This window comes from Priestia sp. YIM B13551 (assembly GCF_042787905.1).
In the GTDB taxonomy this organism is placed as follows: Bacteria; Bacillota; Bacilli; order Bacillales; family Bacillaceae_H; genus Priestia.
This window is the reverse complement of record NZ_JBHZOX010000002.1, coordinates 1,366,707-1,385,076: the sequence shown is the minus strand read 5'-3', so window position 1 is coordinate 1,385,076 and position 18,370 is coordinate 1,366,707. Positions and strand designations below refer to the sequence as shown.

Annotated in this window: 16 protein-coding genes; all 16 read left to right on the top strand. The window is 40.5% G+C overall.

What is annotated here, in order from left to right; all coding sequences use genetic code 11:
• Positions 1 to 51: 51 nt before the first annotated feature.
• The 16 genes from yqiS to ACFX4N_RS16635 all read left to right on the top strand — a co-directional run bounded on the left by yqiS (position 52) and on the right by ACFX4N_RS16635 (position 18,295).
• Positions 52 to 963, top strand: coding sequence for a phosphate butyryltransferase (gene yqiS, locus ACFX4N_RS16710; RefSeq protein ID WP_013059126.1), 912 nt, complete (start codon positions 52 to 54; stop codon positions 961 to 963).
• A 12-nt stretch (positions 964 to 975) separates the two neighbouring features.
• A complete protein-coding gene (gene bcd, locus ACFX4N_RS16705) occupies positions 976 to 2,079 on the top strand; it encodes a branched-chain amino acid dehydrogenase (RefSeq protein WP_013059125.1) in 1,104 nt (367 codons plus the stop codon).
• Between the two features lie 96 nt (positions 2,080 to 2,175).
• Complete coding sequence (buk, locus tag ACFX4N_RS16700) at positions 2,176 to 3,255, top strand: butyrate kinase (RefSeq protein ID WP_371388668.1); 1,080 nt, start codon at positions 2,176 to 2,178, stop codon at positions 3,253 to 3,255.
• Between the two features lie 28 nt (positions 3,256 to 3,283).
• Complete coding sequence (gene lpdA, locus ACFX4N_RS16695; protein WP_057274011.1) at positions 3,284 to 4,705, top strand: dihydrolipoyl dehydrogenase; 1,422 nt, start codon at positions 3,284 to 3,286, stop codon at positions 4,703 to 4,705.
• 20 nt (positions 4,706 to 4,725) lie between these two features.
• Positions 4,726 to 5,718 carry a thiamine pyrophosphate-dependent dehydrogenase E1 component subunit alpha gene (locus ACFX4N_RS16690; protein ID WP_013084976.1) on the top strand — a complete coding sequence of 331 codons (993 nt, stop codon included), beginning with the start codon at positions 4,726 to 4,728 and terminating at the stop codon, positions 5,716 to 5,718.
• Positions 5,719 to 5,730: 12 nt separating this feature from the next.
• On the top strand, positions 5,731 to 6,714 hold the full coding sequence (locus tag ACFX4N_RS16685; RefSeq protein ID WP_013059121.1) for an alpha-ketoacid dehydrogenase subunit beta: 984 nt from the start codon (positions 5,731 to 5,733) through the stop codon (positions 6,712 to 6,714).
• Positions 6,715 to 6,729: 15 nt separating this feature from the next.
• Positions 6,730 to 7,989 carry a dihydrolipoamide acetyltransferase family protein gene (locus ACFX4N_RS16680; protein WP_192099993.1) on the top strand — a complete coding sequence of 420 codons (1,260 nt, stop codon included), beginning with the start codon at positions 6,730 to 6,732 and terminating at the stop codon, positions 7,987 to 7,989.
• Positions 7,990 to 8,248: 259 nt separating this feature from the next.
• Positions 8,249 to 10,285 carry a methylmalonyl-CoA mutase family protein gene (locus tag ACFX4N_RS16675; protein ID WP_192099995.1) on the top strand — a complete coding sequence of 679 codons (2,037 nt, stop codon included), beginning with the start codon at positions 8,249 to 8,251 and terminating at the stop codon, positions 10,283 to 10,285.
• Entirely contained in the window at positions 10,278 to 12,428 is a 2,151-nt protein-coding gene (gene scpA, locus ACFX4N_RS16670) for a methylmalonyl-CoA mutase (RefSeq protein WP_029320254.1), read from the top strand. Before ACFX4N_RS16675 ends, scpA begins: the two co-directional genes overlap by 8 nt.
• A 16-nt stretch (positions 12,429 to 12,444) precedes the next feature.
• On the top strand, positions 12,445 to 13,440 hold the full coding sequence (gene meaB, locus ACFX4N_RS16665; RefSeq protein WP_057274007.1) for a methylmalonyl Co-A mutase-associated GTPase MeaB: 996 nt from the start codon (positions 12,445 to 12,447) through the stop codon (positions 13,438 to 13,440).
• Positions 13,441 to 13,633: 193 nt separating this feature from the next.
• On the top strand, positions 13,634 to 14,071 hold the full coding sequence (locus ACFX4N_RS16660; protein WP_013059116.1) for a BrxA/BrxB family bacilliredoxin: 438 nt from the start codon (positions 13,634 to 13,636) through the stop codon (positions 14,069 to 14,071).
• A 281-nt stretch (positions 14,072 to 14,352) separates the two neighbouring features.
• On the top strand, positions 14,353 to 15,156 hold the full coding sequence (locus ACFX4N_RS16655; RefSeq protein ID WP_029320256.1) for a transporter substrate-binding domain-containing protein: 804 nt from the start codon (positions 14,353 to 14,355) through the stop codon (positions 15,154 to 15,156).
• Between the two features lie 31 nt (positions 15,157 to 15,187).
• The gene (locus tag ACFX4N_RS16650; RefSeq protein WP_013059114.1) at positions 15,188 to 15,847 is read left to right on the top strand and encodes an amino acid ABC transporter permease; all 660 of its coding nucleotides are present in this window, start codon (positions 15,188 to 15,190) and stop codon (positions 15,845 to 15,847) included.
• Positions 15,840 to 16,562, top strand: coding sequence for an amino acid ABC transporter ATP-binding protein (locus tag ACFX4N_RS16645; protein ID WP_013059113.1), 723 nt, complete (start codon positions 15,840 to 15,842; stop codon positions 16,560 to 16,562). The genes ACFX4N_RS16650 and ACFX4N_RS16645 overlap by 8 nt, the downstream gene beginning before the upstream one ends.
• 159 nt (positions 16,563 to 16,721) lie before the next feature.
• The gene (locus ACFX4N_RS16640; RefSeq protein ID WP_013059112.1) at positions 16,722 to 17,672 is read left to right on the top strand and encodes an aromatic acid exporter family protein; all 951 of its coding nucleotides are present in this window, start codon (positions 16,722 to 16,724) and stop codon (positions 17,670 to 17,672) included.
• A gap of 98 nt (positions 17,673 to 17,770) precedes the next feature.
• Entirely contained in the window at positions 17,771 to 18,295 is a 525-nt protein-coding gene (locus ACFX4N_RS16635) for a L,D-transpeptidase (protein WP_057274006.1), read from the top strand.
• Positions 18,296 to 18,370 lie beyond the last annotated feature (75 nt).

Sequence of the window (18,370 nt, the reverse complement as noted above, 5' to 3'; positions counted from 1 at the left end):
TCTTTAAAACGGAGCAAACGAAAGAATGAAAAAGGAGAGGTCGAACATTCCATGACTCTTGCTACCATCTTATCTCGGGTTGCTAAGCAGTCTTCTTTGACTGTTGCTGTTGCTGCAGCTGAAGACTTAGAAACAATTGAGGCAGTGTATGAAGCTGTGTCAAGGGAAGTTTCTGAATTTATTTTGTTTGGCAACGAAACGACAATTAATGAATTATTCAGGCAGTACCGCCCATCCTTACTCACTCATAAGGCTGTGACGGTCGTACATACGGAGTCCGTTTTAGAAGCGGCTCAATTGGCTGTGCGTTCAGTTCAGCAAGGTCAAGCTCATATCGTAATGAAAGGGAATTTATCCACATCGCTTATCTTAAAAGCTGTGTTAAATAAAGAGCATGGTTTGCGTACGGGAAATGTTTTATCACATGTAGCTGTGTTTGACGTTCCTCACTATGACCGTCCGATTCTTGTAACAGATGCAGCTATGAATATTACGCCGTCTCTGGAAGAGAAAGTTCAAATCATTCAAAATGCGGTGAACGTTGCCCACTCTATTGGGGTAGAGATGCCAAAGGTAGCTCCTATTGCAGCGGTTGAAGTTGTGAACCCTTTGATGCCTGCAACAGTAGAGGCTGCGCTTCTTACACAGATGAACCGCAGAGGACAAATTAAAGGCTGCGTTATTGATGGACCTTTAGCACTCGACAATGCCATTAACATAGAAGCAGCCAAGCAAAAAGGCATTCAAAGTGAAGTTGCCGGTCAAGCAGATATATTACTCGTTCCAGCAATTGAAACAGGGAACGTCTTATATAAATCCCTCATTTATTTTGCTAAAGCAAAAGTTGGAGCTATTCTAGCAGGAGCAAAAGCTCCGGTCGTCTTAACATCCAGAGCAGATTCATCAGAAAGTAAATTATACTCACTGGCGCTTGCTATCAGCGTCGCTCAACAGAATTCTTAGGAGGCACTAACAATGAAAATTTTTGACTATATGGAAACATACGATTACGAGCAGTTATTATTTTGCCAAGATAAAGATTCAGGCTTAAAAGCCATTATTGCCATTCACGATACAACAATTGGACCAGCTCTAGGCGGTACGAGAATGTGGACATATGAATCAGAAGAGGCTGCAATTGAAGATGCGCTTCGTCTATCACGCGGAATGACTTATAAAAATGCAGCAGCAGGCTTGAATTTAGGAGGAGGGAAAACGGTTATTATCGGAGATCCTCGCAAAGACAAAAATGAAGCGATGTTCCGTGCATTTGGTCGCTTTATTCAAGGGTTAAATGGTCGATATATTACAGCAGAAGATGTGGGAACAACGGTAGAGGATATGGATATTGTATATGAGGAAACGGATTATGTAACGGGTGTATCTCCTGCTTTTGGTTCATCAGGCAATCCATCACCAGTCACAGCCTACGGCGTATACCGAGGAATTAAAGCAGCAGCAAAAGAAGCATTTGGAACAGATATGCTTGAAGGAAAAGTAGTAGCTGTCCAAGGTGTAGGAAACGTAGCATATAATTTATGCCGCCACCTTCACGAAGAAGGAGCGAAACTTATTGTAACGGATATTAATAAAGAAGCTGTTCAGCGTGCGGTAGAAGAATTTGGTGCGCAAGCAGTAGACCCGAATGATATTTATGGTGTAGAATGTGATATCTATGCTCCTTGTGCACTCGGAGCAACGATTAACGATGAAACGATCCCTCAAATAAAAGCAAAAGTTATTGCAGGGGCAGCTAATAATCAATTGAAAGAAACGCGTCATGGTGATTTAATTCATGAATTAGGCATTGTATATGCACCCGACTATGTTATTAACGCAGGAGGCGTTATTAACGTAGCTGATGAGCTAGTTGGATATAACCGTGAGCGTGCGCTGAAAAAAGTTGAAGGTATTTATGATAATATTGAAAAGGTAGTTGAAATCTCAAAGCGAGATGGCATTCCAACCTATCTAGCAGCAGATCGCTTAGCTGAAGAAAGAATTGAAAAGCTGCGTCGTTCACGCAGTCAATTTTTACAAAATGGACAGCATATTTTAAGTAGACGTCATACGCGCTAATGTTTGAGCTGAAGGCTAGGCAAAAGGAATAAATGAAATCCTTTCGACCTAGCCTTCGTTTATGAGAATGATAAGGTAGGAGGACATGTGTTGGATATGCACGAATATCGAATGCTGATAATAAATCCGGGTTCAACGTCCACAAAAATTGGCGTGTTTCACAACGATAAACCAATTTTTGATCGAACAATCCGCTACGATTCACAGCAAATGAATCAGTTTGAGACGATATATGCACAGTATGAGTTCCGTAAAAACTCGATTTTAGAGGCACTTGATGAAGAAGGGATTAATTTATCTAAATTAAGTGCAGTATGTGGAAGAGGAGGGCTTTTACGCCCGATTGAAGGCGGCACATATGAAGTAAATCAAGCCATGCTCAAAGATTTAAAAGACGGTTATGCCGGCCATCATGCTTCAAATTTAGGCGGGATTTTAGCTTTTGAGATTGCGTCTGGATTAAATATTCCAGCGTACATTGTTGATCCAGTGGTGGTAGATGAGCTAAGTGACATCGCTCGTATCTCAGGAACTCCTTTTATGGAAAGGAAAAGCATCTTTCACGCGCTGAATCAAAAATCGGTTGCTCGAAAAGTGGCTAAAGAAATGAATAGCACATATGAACAAATGAACGTTATTGTTACCCATATGGGTGGAGGCATTACAGTCGGAGTTCATCAACGCGGAAAAGTAATTGATGTGAATAATGGCCTGCACGGTGACGGTCCTTTTAGTCCAGAGCGCGCTGGCGGTGTACCGGTTGGTGAATTAGTTCGTCTTTGCTTTTCAGGTCAGTATTACCGCGAGGAGATTATGAAAATGCTTGTAGGAAAAGGCGGGCTTGTCGGTTATTTGGGCACATCTGACGTGCAGAAAGTCGAATTGATGGTTAAAAATGGAAACGAAAAAGCTAAGCTTATCTACGAAGCAATGGCTTATCAAATTTCGAAGGAAATTGGAGCTGCCAGTACGGTATTGCATGGAAAAGTAGATGCCATTATTTTAACGGGAGGCATTGCTTATTCAAAAGCGTTTGTTGAGCTGATTATTAATCATGTAAAGTGGATTGCAGATGTCATTGTTTATCCTGGAGAAAATGAGCTTCAAGCGCTAGCTGAAGGGGCTCTACGAGTGCTTACAGGTGAAGAAGAAGTGAAGGAATATAAAGGCGCTTAATAGCGTTTGCAGAAAGGTGTGAAGCAGTGTGGCAAAAGAATATGATTTGGTCATTCTCGGCGGTGGAACCGGAGGGTACGTAGCAGCTATTCGTGCCTCTCAGTTAGGTCTATCGGTAGCGGTTGTGGAAAAAAATAAGTTAGGCGGCACATGCCTGCACGCAGGGTGTATCCCAAGCAAAGCTTTACTAAGAAGTGCAGAAGTCTATCAAACGGCTAAGAAAAGCAGTGAATTTGGCGTAGAAACGTCCAATGTACTATTGAACTATGCACGTGTACAAGAACGAAAGTCAGAAATTGTTTCACAGTTACATAATGGTGTCAAACAGCTAATGAAAAAAGGTAAAATTGAGGTATATGAAGGAATTGGACGTATTTTAGGACCTTCTATTTTTTCTCCTATGCCAGGAACTATCTCCGTCGAATTAAAAAGCGGTGAAGAGAACGAAATGCTTATTCCAAAGAATGTAATTGTCGCAACCGGGTCTCGTCCTAGAACATTACCTGGTTTAACGATTGACGGAGAGAAAGTAATCACTTCAGATGAAGCATTAAAGATGGAAACACTTCCTGCTTCTATTATTATTGTGGGAGGCGGCGTTATCGGAATTGAATGGGCGTCAATGCTCACAGATTTTGATGTTGATGTAACGGTTGTTGAATACAGCGATCGAATTTTACCAACAGAAGATCAAGATATCTCCCGTGAAATGACGAAGCTTTTAAAAGCAAAAGGAGTTACCATTATTACTTCTGCTAAAGTAATGGCTGATACACTGTCTATTGATGGTCAGGTGAAAATTTCCGCTCAAGTAGGAGACGATATGCAAGAATATGAAGCAGAAAAGCTGCTTGTATCTGTAGGGCGTCAAGCGAATGTCGAAGGAATTGGTCTCGAGAATACCGATATTGTAGTAGAAAACGGTGTGATTGCCACAAATGATTTTTATCAAACGAAAGAATCTCATATCTACGCAATTGGAGATGTGATTGGCGGACTGCAGCTTGCACATGTAGCTTCTCACGAAGGAATTGTAGCTGTTGAGCATTTACATGGTGAAAAGCCTTTGAAGATTGATTATACAACAATCTCTAAATGCGTATACAGCAGCCCGGAGGCAGCAAGTGTAGGATTAACAGAACAAGAAGCAAAACAGCAAGGGTTTCAGCTGAAGGTTGGAAAGTTTCCGTTTAAGGCCATTGGAAAAGCTCTTGTATATGGAGAGGCAGAGGGATTTGTTAAAATTATTGCTGATGCCGACACAAATGATGTCCTTGGTGTGCATATGATTGGACCTCACGTGACGGATATGATTTCTGAAGCAGGTCTTGCAAAGGTATTGGATGCTACACCATGGGAAATTGCTCATACCATTCATCCTCACCCTAGCCTTTCAGAAGCGATGGGAGAAGCTTCATTAGCTGTAGATGGAAAAGCGATTCATTTTTGATGATTAAAGGAGGTTTAAACATGACAAAAAACCGTCATGAATCATTAGGATTAACTGATGAACAAGTACTTGAAATGTACCGCACTATGCTGCTTGCACGAAAAATTGATGAGCGTATGTGGCTATTAAATCGTGCAGGGAAGGTGCCTTTTGTTATTTCATGTCAAGGTCAAGAAGCCGCTCAAGTTGGCGCAGCTTTTGCCTTAAATAGAGAGAATGATTACATATTACCTTATTACCGCGATCTGGGTGTTGTGCTAGCATTTGGAATGACTGCGCGTGATTTAATGCTTTCTGGGTTTGCTAAAGCAGAAGATCCAAACTCAGGAGGTCGTCAAATGCCAGGTCACTTTGGGCATAAGGAAAAGCGAATTGTAACAGGATCTTCTCCAGTTACAACACAGGTGCCTCATGCAGTAGGAATCGCTTTAGCAGGACGATTGGAGAAAAAAGACTTAGTAACGTTTGTTACGTTTGGAGAAGGATCTTCCAACCAAGGAGATTTCCACGAAGGCGCGAACTTTGCAGGTGTTCATAAGCTTCCTGTTATCTTTATGTGTGAAAATAACAAGTATGCGATTTCTGTTCCGGTTGAAAAGCAGCTAGGATGCGCAAAAGTATCTGATCGTGCAATTGGATATGGCATGCCAGGCTACACAATTGATGGAAACGACGTCCTTGAAGTATACCGAGTGGTAAAAGAAGCAAGAGATCGTGCATCCAGAGGAGAAGGGCCTACTCTTATTGAAACTGTTTCAGAACGTTTGACTGCCCATTCAAGTGATGACGATGATCGTGCATATCGCGGAGCAGAAGAATTGTCTGAAGCTAAAAAGAGCGATCCGCTTGCGTACTTTGCGACTTATTTAAAAGAGGTTAACGTGTTAACTGATGAACGAGAAAAACAAATGCTTGATGATATTATGAACATCGTTAATGATGCAACAGATTATGCTGAAAACGCTCCTTATGCAGAAGCGGAATCGGCTTTAAAATACGTGTACGGTGAGTAAGGAGGAGAACATATGCCGGTTATTTCATATATTGATGCAGTAACAATGGCCATTCGTGAAGAAATGGAAAGAGATTCCCGCGTGTTTGTATTAGGAGAAGACGTAGGGAAAAAAGGCGGCGTATTTAAAGCAACCAACGGACTATACGAACAGTTCGGGGAAGAAAGAGTCATTGACACACCTCTTGCAGAGTCTGCTATTGCAGGCGTAGGAATCGGAGCGGCAATGTACGGTATGCGTCCGATTGCTGAAATGCAATTTGCTGATTTTATTATGCCTGCAGTCAATCAAATTGTGTCAGAAGCAGCGAAAATTCGCTATCGTTCTAATAATGATTGGAGTTGTCCAATTACAATTCGAGCGCCTTACGGCGGCGGAGTTCACGGTGCTCTTTATCATTCTCAATCTGTTGAAGCACTATTTGCCAATACGCCAGGGTTAAAGATTGTGATGCCTTCTACGCCTTATGACGTAAAAGGATTATTAAAAGCAGCTATTCGTGATGATGATCCAGTTCTTTTCTTTGAGCATAAGCGTGCGTACCGTTTGATTAAAGGAGAAGTCCCTGAAGATGATTATGTACTTCCGATTGGCAAAGCAGATATAAAGAGAGAAGGAGACGACATCACGGTTATTACATATGGTCTTTGTGTACACTTTGCTCTTCAAGCTGCTGAAAAACTGGAAGCAGACGGTATTTCAGCACACATCTTAGATTTAAGAACGGTCTATCCGCTTGATAAAGAAGCTATTATTGAAGCGGCATCTAAAACAGGTAAGGTCCTGCTTTTAACGGAAGACAACAAAGAAGGCAGCATCATGAGCGAAGTAGCAGCTATTATTGCTGAACACTGCTTATTCGATTTAGATGCGCCAATTCAGCGCCTTGCTGGCCCTGATGTTCCAGCTATGCCGTATGCACCAACAATGGAAAAATATTTTATGGTGAATCCAGATAAAGTAGAAAAAGCAATGAGAGAATTAGCTCAATTTTAAAAGGAGTTGTATCAATTGGCTATTGAAAAAATTACGATGCCGCAGCTCGGTGAAAGTGTAACAGAAGGTACAATTAGCAAATGGCTCGTTTCTGTTGGAGATCACGTAAATAAGTACGACCCGTTAGCTGAAGTCATGACGGATAAAGTAAATGCTGAAGTGCCTTCTTCTTTTAGTGGAACAATTAAAGAGTTAATTGCAGGTGAAGATGATACTTTGCCTGTAGGAGAAGTGATTTGTTTAATTGAAGTAGAAGGAACTGTACCTCAAAAAGAACAGAAAACGTCTGATAAGACTGTAGAAGAATCAGCGTCAAAAACAGCGGACAGTCAATCCAATAAAAGTCGGTACTCTCCAGCTGTTATGCGTCTGTCACAAGAACATAATATTAATTTAGATACCGTGACAGGAACAGGGGCGGGCGGCCGCATTACGAGAAAAGATATTTTAGCTGTTATCGAAAAAGGCGGAGCTGCTGAAGTGAAAGAAACACCTGCATCAACAGTTCAGCCAGAAGCACCTGTAGCGGCAGCTGCTCCAAAAACGCAGCAGCCCGCGCCGGTTGTGTCTGCAGCAGGAGATCAAGAAATCCCTGTTACAGGCGTGCGTAAAGCTATTGCAGCAAATATGCTTCGCAGCAAGCACGAAATTCCGCATGCATGGACAATGGTTGAAGTTGATGTAACGAACTTAGTTTCTTATCGTGATGCATTAAAGACGGAGTTCAAACAAAAAGAGGGTTTTAACTTAACGTATTTTGCGTTCTTCGTAAAAGCAGTGGCTCAAGCTTTAAAAGAATTCCCTCAAATGAATTCAATGTGGGCAGGAGACCGTATTGTTCAGAAAAAAGACATTAATGTGTCCATTGCTGTTGCAACAGACGATGCTTTGTTTGTGCCGATTATTAAACAAGCCGATGAAAAGACAATCAAAGGCATTGCGCGTGAAATTACAGAGCTCGCGCAAAAAGTTCGTACGGGTTCATTGAAGTCTGAAGACATGCAGGGCGGAACGTTTACTGTTAACAACACAGGCTCATTTGGTTCCGTGCAATCAATGGGGATTATCAATTACCCGCAAGCGGCTATTTTACAAGTAGAATCTATTGTAAAACGTCCGGTTATTATTGATAACATGATTGCTGTTCGAGATATGGTTAACTTATGTTTATCACTTGATCACCGCGTGTTAGACGGCTTGGTGTGCGGCAGATTCTTGGCAAGAGTTAAAGAGATTTTAGAATCTACTTCTAAAGAGAATACGTCTGTCTATTAAAACAGAGGCTGGCACAAAATATTTTAGCTGAAGGAAGATCCGAACGATGAATTGAGATTCTTGATAGAGAATCCAACTCGTTCGGATTTTTTTATGGTGATGGTAAACGTAGGTTAATTATGTCTCGGCCTCTTTTTATTTTGAAGCAATGATTGAACAATTTGTAAAAGATGTATTAAAATAAAAGAAGAATCATCAAACTTCAAAGTGTAATCATCTCGGTTTAGCAGGCAGCTATTAACTGTAAAGGGGCATGGAAATGAAAACAAATACATTATCATTTCATGAATTTACACGTACACCTAAAGAAGATTGGGCACAGGAAGTTAGCAAAAATACCGCGATCTCTTCAAAAGAAACGTTAGAAAACATCTTTTTGAAACCGCTTTATTTCGAAAGTGATACGGCACATTTAGACTACTTACAGCAGAGTCCGGCGGGAATAGATTGTTTAAGAGGAGCCGGTAAAGAATCATACATACTAGGGGAATGGGAAATCACCCAAAAAATCGACTTACCTTCTATTAAAGAAAGCAATAAACTTCTTTTACACAGTTTGAGAAATGGACAAAATACGGCCGCTTTTACATGCAGTGAAGCAATGAGGCAAGGGAAAGACGTTGATGAAGCAACTGAAGCTGAAGTAGCCTCAGGCGCTACAATTTCTACTTTAGAGGATGTTGCTCATTTGTTTCAGCATGTAGCTCTTGAAGCGGTGCCTTTATTTTTAAATACGGGATGTACATCCGTTCCACTTCTTTCGTTTCTAAAAGCATACTGTGTTGATCATAACTTTAATATGAGACAGCTAAAAGGAACGGTTGGAATGGATCCGCTCGGCACCCTTGCTGAATATGGAAGAGTTCCACTTTCTACTCGAGATTTATACGATCATTTAGCTTACGCAACGCGTTTGGCTCACAGTAATGTTCCAGAGCTCAAAACGATCATTGTATCAAGCATTCCTTACCATAACAGCGGTGCAAACGCTGTTCAAGAACTAGCTTATATGCTTGCTACAGGGGTGCAGTATATTGATGAATGCATAAAACGCGGTTTGTCCTTACATCAAGTTTTACCTCACATGACCTTTTCTTTTTCAGTTAGCTCACATTTATTTATGGAAATATCAAAACTTCGTGCTTTTCGCATGCTTTGGGCAAATGTGGTTCGTGCTTTTGATGACACGGCCGTTTCAGTGCCGTTTATCCATACGGAAACGTCACATCTTACACAGTCTAAAGAAGACATGTATACAAATGCATTAAGGAGCACGGTTCAAGCATTTGCTTCTATTGTAGGAGGAGCGGATAGTCTGCATATTGAACCATATGATTCCGTCACATCTTCATCTTCTCAGTTCGCTCATCGCCTTGCCCGTAACACTCACTTAATTTTGCAGCACGAAACACATATATCAAAAGTAATGGATCCTGCCGGAGGCTCTTGGTACGTTGAAGCCTACACACATGAATTAATGACAAAAGCTTGGGAGTCATTTGGCAACATTGAAGACCACGGCGGAATGGAAGAAGCTTTAAAACAAGGGCGAATTCAAGATGAAATTGAACAAATGAAAGTAAAAAGACAAGAGGATATAGAGTGCCGAATTGAGCGCTTGATCGGAGTCACACACTATGCTCCTAAGCAACAGGATGCATCTCAAGAGATAAAAAGCACGCCGTTTAAAAAAGAAGAAATAAAAATGGATAAATACAGTGATCAGAACGCTTCGGAATTTTCATCAAATCTTTCGCTAGAGGACTATACAAAGCTAGCATCTAAAGGGGTAACAGCAGGGTGGATGCTAAAACAAATGGCGAAGCAGACACAGCCTGACAGTGTTGTGCCGCTCACTAAGTGGAGAGCAGCAGAGAAGTTTGAAAAAATACGGGTTTATACAAAGGGAATGAGCATTGGCATTATGGAGCTCACCGATCCTAGCAGCCGTAAAAAAGCTGAGATTGCCCGGTCTTTATTTGAAAGTGCAGGCTTTGCGTGTGAAACAATTAAAAACATAGATTCCTATGTGGAGATAGCAGATTGGATGAATGAACAAAAGCACGAAGCATATGTGATCTGTGGAAGTGATGAACTCGTGGAAAAGCTCTTAACAAAAGCGATGACTTATTTTGAGGAAGATTCTGTTTATGTGTACGTAGTAGGGGAAGAACATGTATCACGCAAAACGCAGTGGCAGCAAAAAGGTGTAATGAGCGTCATACATCCTAAGACGAATGTTATTCAATGCGTTAAGAAGTTATTATGTGCTTTGGAGGTAGAAGTTCATGTATAAAAAGCCTTCTTTTTCTAATATTCCATTATCATTTTCAAAGCAGCAAAGAGAAGATGACGTGACTCAAAGTTCATACACTGCTTTTCAAACAAATGAACAAATTGAATTAAAATCAGTGTATACAAAAAAAGACAGAGATAACCTCGACTTTATTCACTTTGCACCTGGTGTCCCACCGTTTGTGAGAGGACCGTATGCAACGATGTATGTGAATCGGCCTTGGACTATTAGACAGTATGCAGGATACTCAACGGCGGAGGAAAGCAATGCCTTTTACCGCCGAAACCTAGCTGCTGGACAGAAAGGGCTGTCTGTTGCTTTTGACCTCGCTACCCACCGCGGCTATGACTCTGATCATCCAAGAGTTGTTGGAGACGTAGGGAAAGCAGGTGTTGCAATTGATTCAATGATGGATATGAAGCAGCTGTTTGAAGGGATTCCGCTTGATCAAATGTCCGTGTCGATGACGATGAACGGGGCGGTGCTTCCTATTTTAGCTTTCTACATCGTAACAGCTGAAGAACAAGGCGTAAAAAAAGAAAAGCTGGCTGGAACGATTCAAAACGATATTTTAAAAGAATATATGGTGCGCAATACATATATTTATCCTCCTGAGATGTCAATGCGAATCATTGCGGATATTTTTAAATATACAGCGGAGTACATGCCGAAATTTAACAGTATCAGTATATCAGGCTATCATATGCAAGAAGCAGGTGCTCCAGCAGACTTAGAGCTTGCTTATACGCTTGCAGATGGACTTGAATATGTACGAACCGGCTTGAAAGCGGGAATTACAATTGACGCATTTGCTCCGAGGCTATCCTTTTTCTGGGCAATTGGAATGAACTATTTTATGGAAGTAGCGAAAATGAGAGCAGGGAGGCTGCTCTGGGCAAAACTAATGAAGCAGTTTGAGCCGGATAATCCTAAATCTCTAGCTCTTAGAACGCATTCTCAAACGTCCGGATGGAGCTTAACGGAGCAGGATCCATTTAATAATGTTATTAGAACATGCGTCGAAGCTCTGGCTGCAGTATCAGGACATACGCAGTCGCTTCATACAAACGCACTGGATGAAGCGATTGCTCTTCCAACTGATTTTTCAGCTAGAATTGCCCGAAATACGCAGCTTTATTTACAAAATGAAACGGAGATTTGTTCCGTTATTGATCCTTGGGGAGGCTCTTATTATGTGGAATCATTAACGAATGAATTAATGATAAAAGCGTGGAAGCACCTTGAAGAAATAGAGCAGCTCGGCGGAATGACAAAAGCAATAGAAGCAGGCGTACCTAAAATGAAGATAGAAGAAGCCGCTGCGCGCAGACAAGCAAGAATAGACTCGCAGGCAGAAATTATTGTAGGTGTGAATCAGTTTCAGCCGGAGCAAGAAGAACCGCTTGATATTCTTGATATTGATAACACAGCAGTTCGAATGAAGCAGCTGGAAAAGTTAAAGAAAATACGCAGTGAACGTAACGAACAAGCGGTAATCGAAGCGCTTAATCGACTGACCAATTGTGCCAAAACAGGTGAAGGGAATCTCCTTGCTTTTGCGGTTGAAGCTGCGAGAGCTAGAGCTACACTAGGTGAAATTTCAGAAGCTATTGAGAAAGTGGCTGGAAGACATCAGGCTACTTCTAAGTCAGTCAGCGGGGTATACAGTGCAGAGTTTGTGCATCGAGATCAAATCGAAGAAGTTCGAAAGCTCACGGCTGAATTTTTAGAGGAAGAAGGAAGACGCCCAAGAATTTTAGTCGCGAAAATGGGGCAAGACGGTCATGACAGAGGATCGAAAGTTATTTCAACAGCCTTTGCTGACCTTGGCTTTGATGTTGATATTGGTCCTTTATTTCAAACGCCTCAAGAAACAGCAAGGCAAGCTGTAGAAAACGACGTACATGTAATTGGCATAAGCTCTTTGGCAGCCGGGCATAAAACGTTACTGCCGCAGCTTGTTGATGAGTTAAAGAAATTAGAGCGCGACGATATCGTTGTTATTGTCGGAGGCGTTATTCCTAAACAAGACTACTCATTTCTTTTAGAACACGGCGCTTCTGCAATCTTTGGACCTGGAACAGTAATCCCAAAAGCGGCCGTTTCCGTCTTACATGAAATAAAGAAACGGTTAGAAGAATAGTTGGTGAAGACAATTGGTGAAATTAAAAACGGTACAAGATTATACACAAGGGCTGCTTGAAGGGAAAAGAACAGCGTTAGCTCAAGCCATTACTTTAATTGAAAGTAAAGCGCCGAAGCATAAAGTAATAGCACAACAGCTGATTAAAGAAATCTATCCTCATACGGGGCATTCAGTGCGCATTGGTTTTACAGGCGTACCCGGAGCAGGAAAAAGTACGCTGATTGACAAATTTGGGTCGTACCTATGCAAAAACGGCCATTCCGTTGCAGTTTTGGCAGTCGATCCAAGCAGTACCTTGTCTGGAGGAAGTATTTTAGGAGATAAAACGAGAATGGAGCTGCTTACCAAACAAGAGAACGCTTTTGTCCGTCCTTCACCTTCTCAAGGAACGCTTGGAGGTGTTCATCTTAAAACGAGAGAAGCCATTTTTCTTTGTGAAGCGGCTGGGTATAACATCATATTTGTCGAAACGATGGGTGTTGGCCAAGGTGAAATGATTGTAAAAGAGATGGTAGACTTCTTTGTTCTGCTTGCTTTGACCGGAGCAGGAGATGATTTGCAAGGAATTAAAAAAGGGCTGCTTGAATGGGTTAATTTGATTTGTATAAACAAAGCAGACGGGGATAACCGGCTAAAAGCAGAAGTGACTGCAAAAGAATACGAAAGCGTCATCGGTTTCCTTCACGGTCATTCTGGAGGGTGGAACCCACAGGTCATCACAACTTCTGCTTATGAAGAAGCATCGTTTCAAGACTTGTGGAAGATAATTTGTGACTATAAGGAATGGATGAATAAAAATGATCTGTTTTATACAGTAAGGCGAAAGCAAATGAAGGCATGGTTACAAGCAAGTGTTAATGAATATTTACAAGAATCATTTTATGAACATCCTTTAGTTAAGCAAACGTTAGGGGATGTTGAAAAACAAATGATGACGGGAGATGTCACAATGGCTGAAGCTCTCGAACGCTTGATTAAAACCTACCAGCAGGCGATGAAGGAAATATAAAAAAGGATCCTGCATTTTATGCGGATCCTTCTACACTAGGGAGTTAAGAGTATGGTTTTCTAGCTGTAAAAATAGTATCACCATTTCTTTTCTTGTTTAATCTTGATTACCAAGAAAAAATGAGTCAAAGCAATCGCCTTTTTAGTTTTCGTTTGCTATGATAAAGAATAGATAGCAAAAGGGAGGTATGAAAATGAATATCGATTTTAACTTGTTTATGAACGACGTTGTTCGTCAAGCCCGTAAAGAAATTACAGCTGCTGGTTATACAGAATTAACGACGGCTGAAGCGGTAGATGAAACGTTTAAAAAGCCTGGTACAACGCTTGTAATGGTGAATTCAGTCTGCGGTTGTGCAGGAGGTATTGCAAGACCTGCTGCAGCGCACGCTGTACATTATGATAAACGTCCAACAAACTTGGTTACAGTATTTGCTGGGCAAGATAAAGAAGCAACTGCGCGTGCACGCGAATACTTTGAAGGTTATCCGCCTTCGTCTCCATCTTTCGCCTTATTAAAAGACGGAAAAATTATCACAATGGTAGAACGTCACGAAATTGAAGGCCACGAGCCAATGTCAGTTGTGATGAAGCTGCAAGAAGCATTCGAACAGCATTGTGAAGAAGTGTAAGAGAGAAGCCGTTTTAAACGGCTTCTTTTTTTATGCGTTTTTTTACCTATCTGTATGCAGGCTTTCTAGAGAGTGGAAAATGTTGAGAAAAGGTATTTTCAAATAGTGAAACTTATATTTAAAAAAGATATTGCATATTTATAATGTTGTGTTAAAATACATTTATATGAATATATATTTAAATTTCGACATTTACTTGCAATAGTAAAAAACTTATTTCATAATATTATTAATTTTTAAAAAATAATGTAAGGAATAAACTAGGGGGAACGAAGATGAAATTGAAGAAGTGGTTATCGGTAACGGCAATTGGTCTTTTAACAGCAGGCGTTTTAGCTGCATGCGGAGCAGGAGAAGGAACGTCTAATGGCGGAGCAAGCAGCGACGACAAAGATAAAAAAGTACTAGTAATGGGAACATCAGCAGATTACCCACCATTTGAATATATTGATACGGCAAAAGGTGATAGTGAAGCAATCGGATTTGACGTAGATTTAGCAAAAGCAATCGGTAAAAAGTTAGGTTATGACGTACAGGTGAAGGATATGGAATTTGGCGGATTAATTCCAGCTTTACAATCTAATAAAGTCGATTTAGTTTTAGCTGGTATGACGCCAACTGAAAAGCGTAAAAAGAACGTGGACTTCTCAGACGTATATTATGAAGCAAAAAACATGATTGTATCGAAGAAAGATGCGCCAATTAAAAATGCAGAAGAACTAAAAGGGAAAACAGTCGGTGTACAAACTTCTTCTATCCAAGCAGACGAAGCAAAAGAAATTGCAAAAGAAGTTGACGGAGTAAATGTAACAACGCGTGACCGTATTCCAGAACTAATTCAAGAAATGAAATCAAATCGTATCGATGCAGCGATTATTGAAGATACAGTAGCTAAAGGGTATGTGAACAAAGACAAAAGCTTGCAAATGTCTGATACAGGACGTCCAGATTCAAGTAAAGGATCAGCAATCGCATTTCCTAAAGACAGCAAGCTAACGAATGACTTTAACCGTGAATTAAAGAAAATGAAAGAAAACGGTGAATTAGATAAATTAATCGTTAAGTGGTTTGACGACCAAAAATAAGAATGATAGTTAGAGAGGAATGGAACTAGGCATGAATTTGGATTTTTCGCAAATCGTGCCTTCTATGCCTTATATTTTAAAAGGGATAGGGGTAACGATACAAATAGTCCTAGCTTCAGCAATTTTAGGGTTTGTGCTGGGAGTTATTTTATCTTTATGTAAAATCAGCCGCAATAAACCTCTTCAATGGTTTGCGGATGCATATACGTCCGTGTTTCGCGGAACACCGCTAGTACTGCAATTATTATTAATATACTTTGGATTACCTCAGCTGCTCGGGTTTGATATTGCCCCGTTTCCAGCGGCCGTTGCTGCGTTCGGGCTAAACTCTGCAGCATATATATCTGAAATTATTCGCGCTGGTATTTTAGCTGTTGATAAAGGACAGCGTGAAGCGGCATTAGCGTTAGGAATTCCTTATCGCCGCATGATGGGACAAATTATTTTGCCACAGGCACTTAAAAATATTTTACCTGCTTTAATGAATGAGTTCATTACATTAACAAAGGAATCAGCTATCGTTACAGTTATTGGAGCACTCGACATTATGCGCCGTGCTTACATTGTAGGTGGAGAAAAATTCGCCTACCTTGAACCGTTAATTTTTGCAGGGTTGATTTATTATGTAATGGTAATGGGCTTAACGCTCCTTGGTAAAGCAGTCGAGAGGAGAATGAGAAAAGGTGATTAACGTTGAAAATTTACACAAATCATTTGGTAAAAATGAAGTTTTAAAAGGTATTTCAACTACGATTAAAGAAAAAGAAGTCGTAGCTGTTATTGGCCCTTCTGGTTCTGGTAAATCTACTTTTTTACGCTGTATGAACCTGCTTGAAGAACCGACGAGCGGAGTAGTTTCAATTAACGGTCAAGTGATTACAGATAAAAAAACAAACATTATGCGTGTGCGTGAAAACGTAGGAATGGTATTTCAGCATTTTCACTTGTTTCCACATATGACAGTGCTTGAAAATTTGACGTATGCTCCGATGACGGTAAAAGGCGTGTCAAGAGAAACGGCTGTTGCTAAAGGCAAAGAATTACTCCAAAAAGTGGGACTTGCTCAAAAAGCCAACGAGTTTCCAAATCGCTTATCGGGCGGTCAAAAGCAGCGTGTAGCTATTGCCAGAGCACTGGCAATGGAGCCGAAAGTGATGCTGTTTGACGAACCAACCTCAGCATTGGATCCAGAGATGGTAAAAGAAGTACTAGATGTAATGAAGTCGCTAACAGAAACAGGAATGACGATGGTCATTGTAACGCATGAAATGGGATTTGCACGAGAAGTAGCGGATCGTGTGCTGTTTTTAGACGGCGGTGTTCTTGTTGAAGATGCGCCTCCGGCTGAATTTTTCTCAGCGCCTAAAAGCAAGCGTGCTAAAGATTTCTTAGAAAAGATTTTATAATAAAAAAGTGCAGGAAGAGTACGATCCTTTCTGCACTTTTTTTATTGGAATTTATACGGTACAGCAAGATTTAAGGTTGTGTTATTTTTCTATTCGTGTTAATAAAGAATAGAGTATTTTATCACACTAAAAAGAAACCAACATGTAGGAGTCTAGAAAATGAAATTTAAAATTGGGTACCGGACAATTAAAACAGCCGTCGGTACATCACTGGCTATTATTATAGCTCAGTTCTTTCACCTCGAGTTTTTTGTATCAGCTGGAATTATCACCATTTTGTGCATTCAAAATTCAAAGAAAAAATCGTTGCGAAGTGCAAGCGATCGTTTTATTGCTTGTTCTTTATCCATTCTGTTTTCGTTTATATTCTTTGAAGGGATTGCTTATCATCCACTTGTTATAGGACTGATGCTGCTTTTGTTTATCCCGGTTACGGTTATATTCAAAGTTAATGCAGGCATTGTTACAAGCTCCGTTATTTTGCTTCATATTTACTCCAAAGGAAATATGACATGGGGAATCGTCTTTAATGAACTTGGCTTAATTGTAATTGGGATAGGTGTTGCCCTGCTTGTGAATTTATACATGCCAAGTTTAGATCAAGAGCTTCGCACGTATCAGCAAGAAATTGAAGAAAATTTCCGGTCGATGTTAAAAGAAATTGCCCTGTATCTCAGAACCAATGACAGCAGTTGGGACGGTAAGGAAATTGCAGATACGGTAAAAATTTTAGAAAAAGCAAAAAGCCTTGCGTTTCGTGATGTAGAAAATCATTTTGTGCGTGGGGAAAATTATTATTACCGCTATTTTAAAATTCGTGAAAAACAGCTTGAAATTATTGAGCGTACGCTTCCTCTCATTACCGCTATTGATTTGGTGGTAGAACAGCGCTACATGATTGCCGATTTCATTGAAGAATTAAGTCTATCCATCCACCCCGGTAATACAGCAAAATTATTTTTAGCCAAACTTCAGCATTTACGAGAAGCATTTGCAGAGATGCCGCTTCCCAAAACACGGGAAGAGTTTGAAGCGCGTGCCGATTTACTGCACGTAGTCAAAGAAATTGAACAATATTTGGTTATTAAACAAACCTTAAAAATAAGCTAAACAGCATGCATGTTGTTTAGCTTGCTTACGAACACTAAATAAGACAAGAGATATCTCTCTTGTCTTTTACTTAGGACTAACGTAAGGTGGTGGATTACATGCATGTGTTTGCTTTTATCCTTTTACTACTATATCCGGTTTGGCCATTAGGAGAAAATCCGTTGCCAAATGATCCTTATATTATTATTAATAAACAGAGCAATGAGCTTGCTTATATTCAAAATAAAGAAATTAAACAAATTATTAAAGTAGCAACGGGGAAAACAGTTAATCTGACGCCCGAAGGGGAGTTCACGGTAACAGTAAAAGCTGTTAATCCTTATTATCGGAGAAATAATATTGAAGGAGGCGCTCCTCAAAATCCTCTAGGTGTAAGGTGGATTGGGTTTGATGCAAGAGAGACTGACGGACGTATTTATGGCATTCACGGTACAAATCAGCCGGATTCCATCGGTAAATATGTATCGAATGGCTGTATTCGCGTAGAAAATCGTGAAGTAAGCCATTTATATGATCAAGTCCCGTTAGGTACAAAAGTCTGGATTGTATCTACAGATCAATCTTTTGAAGAGTTAGCCGCTCAAAAAGGCATTGTGAATATACAGCAAAAGACTGGTGACTAGTCACCAGTCTTTTTTATATGTTTGCATTGCACAAAGAAGCAGCAGTGCATCTATGTTTTTAGTCATCAGTCTCGA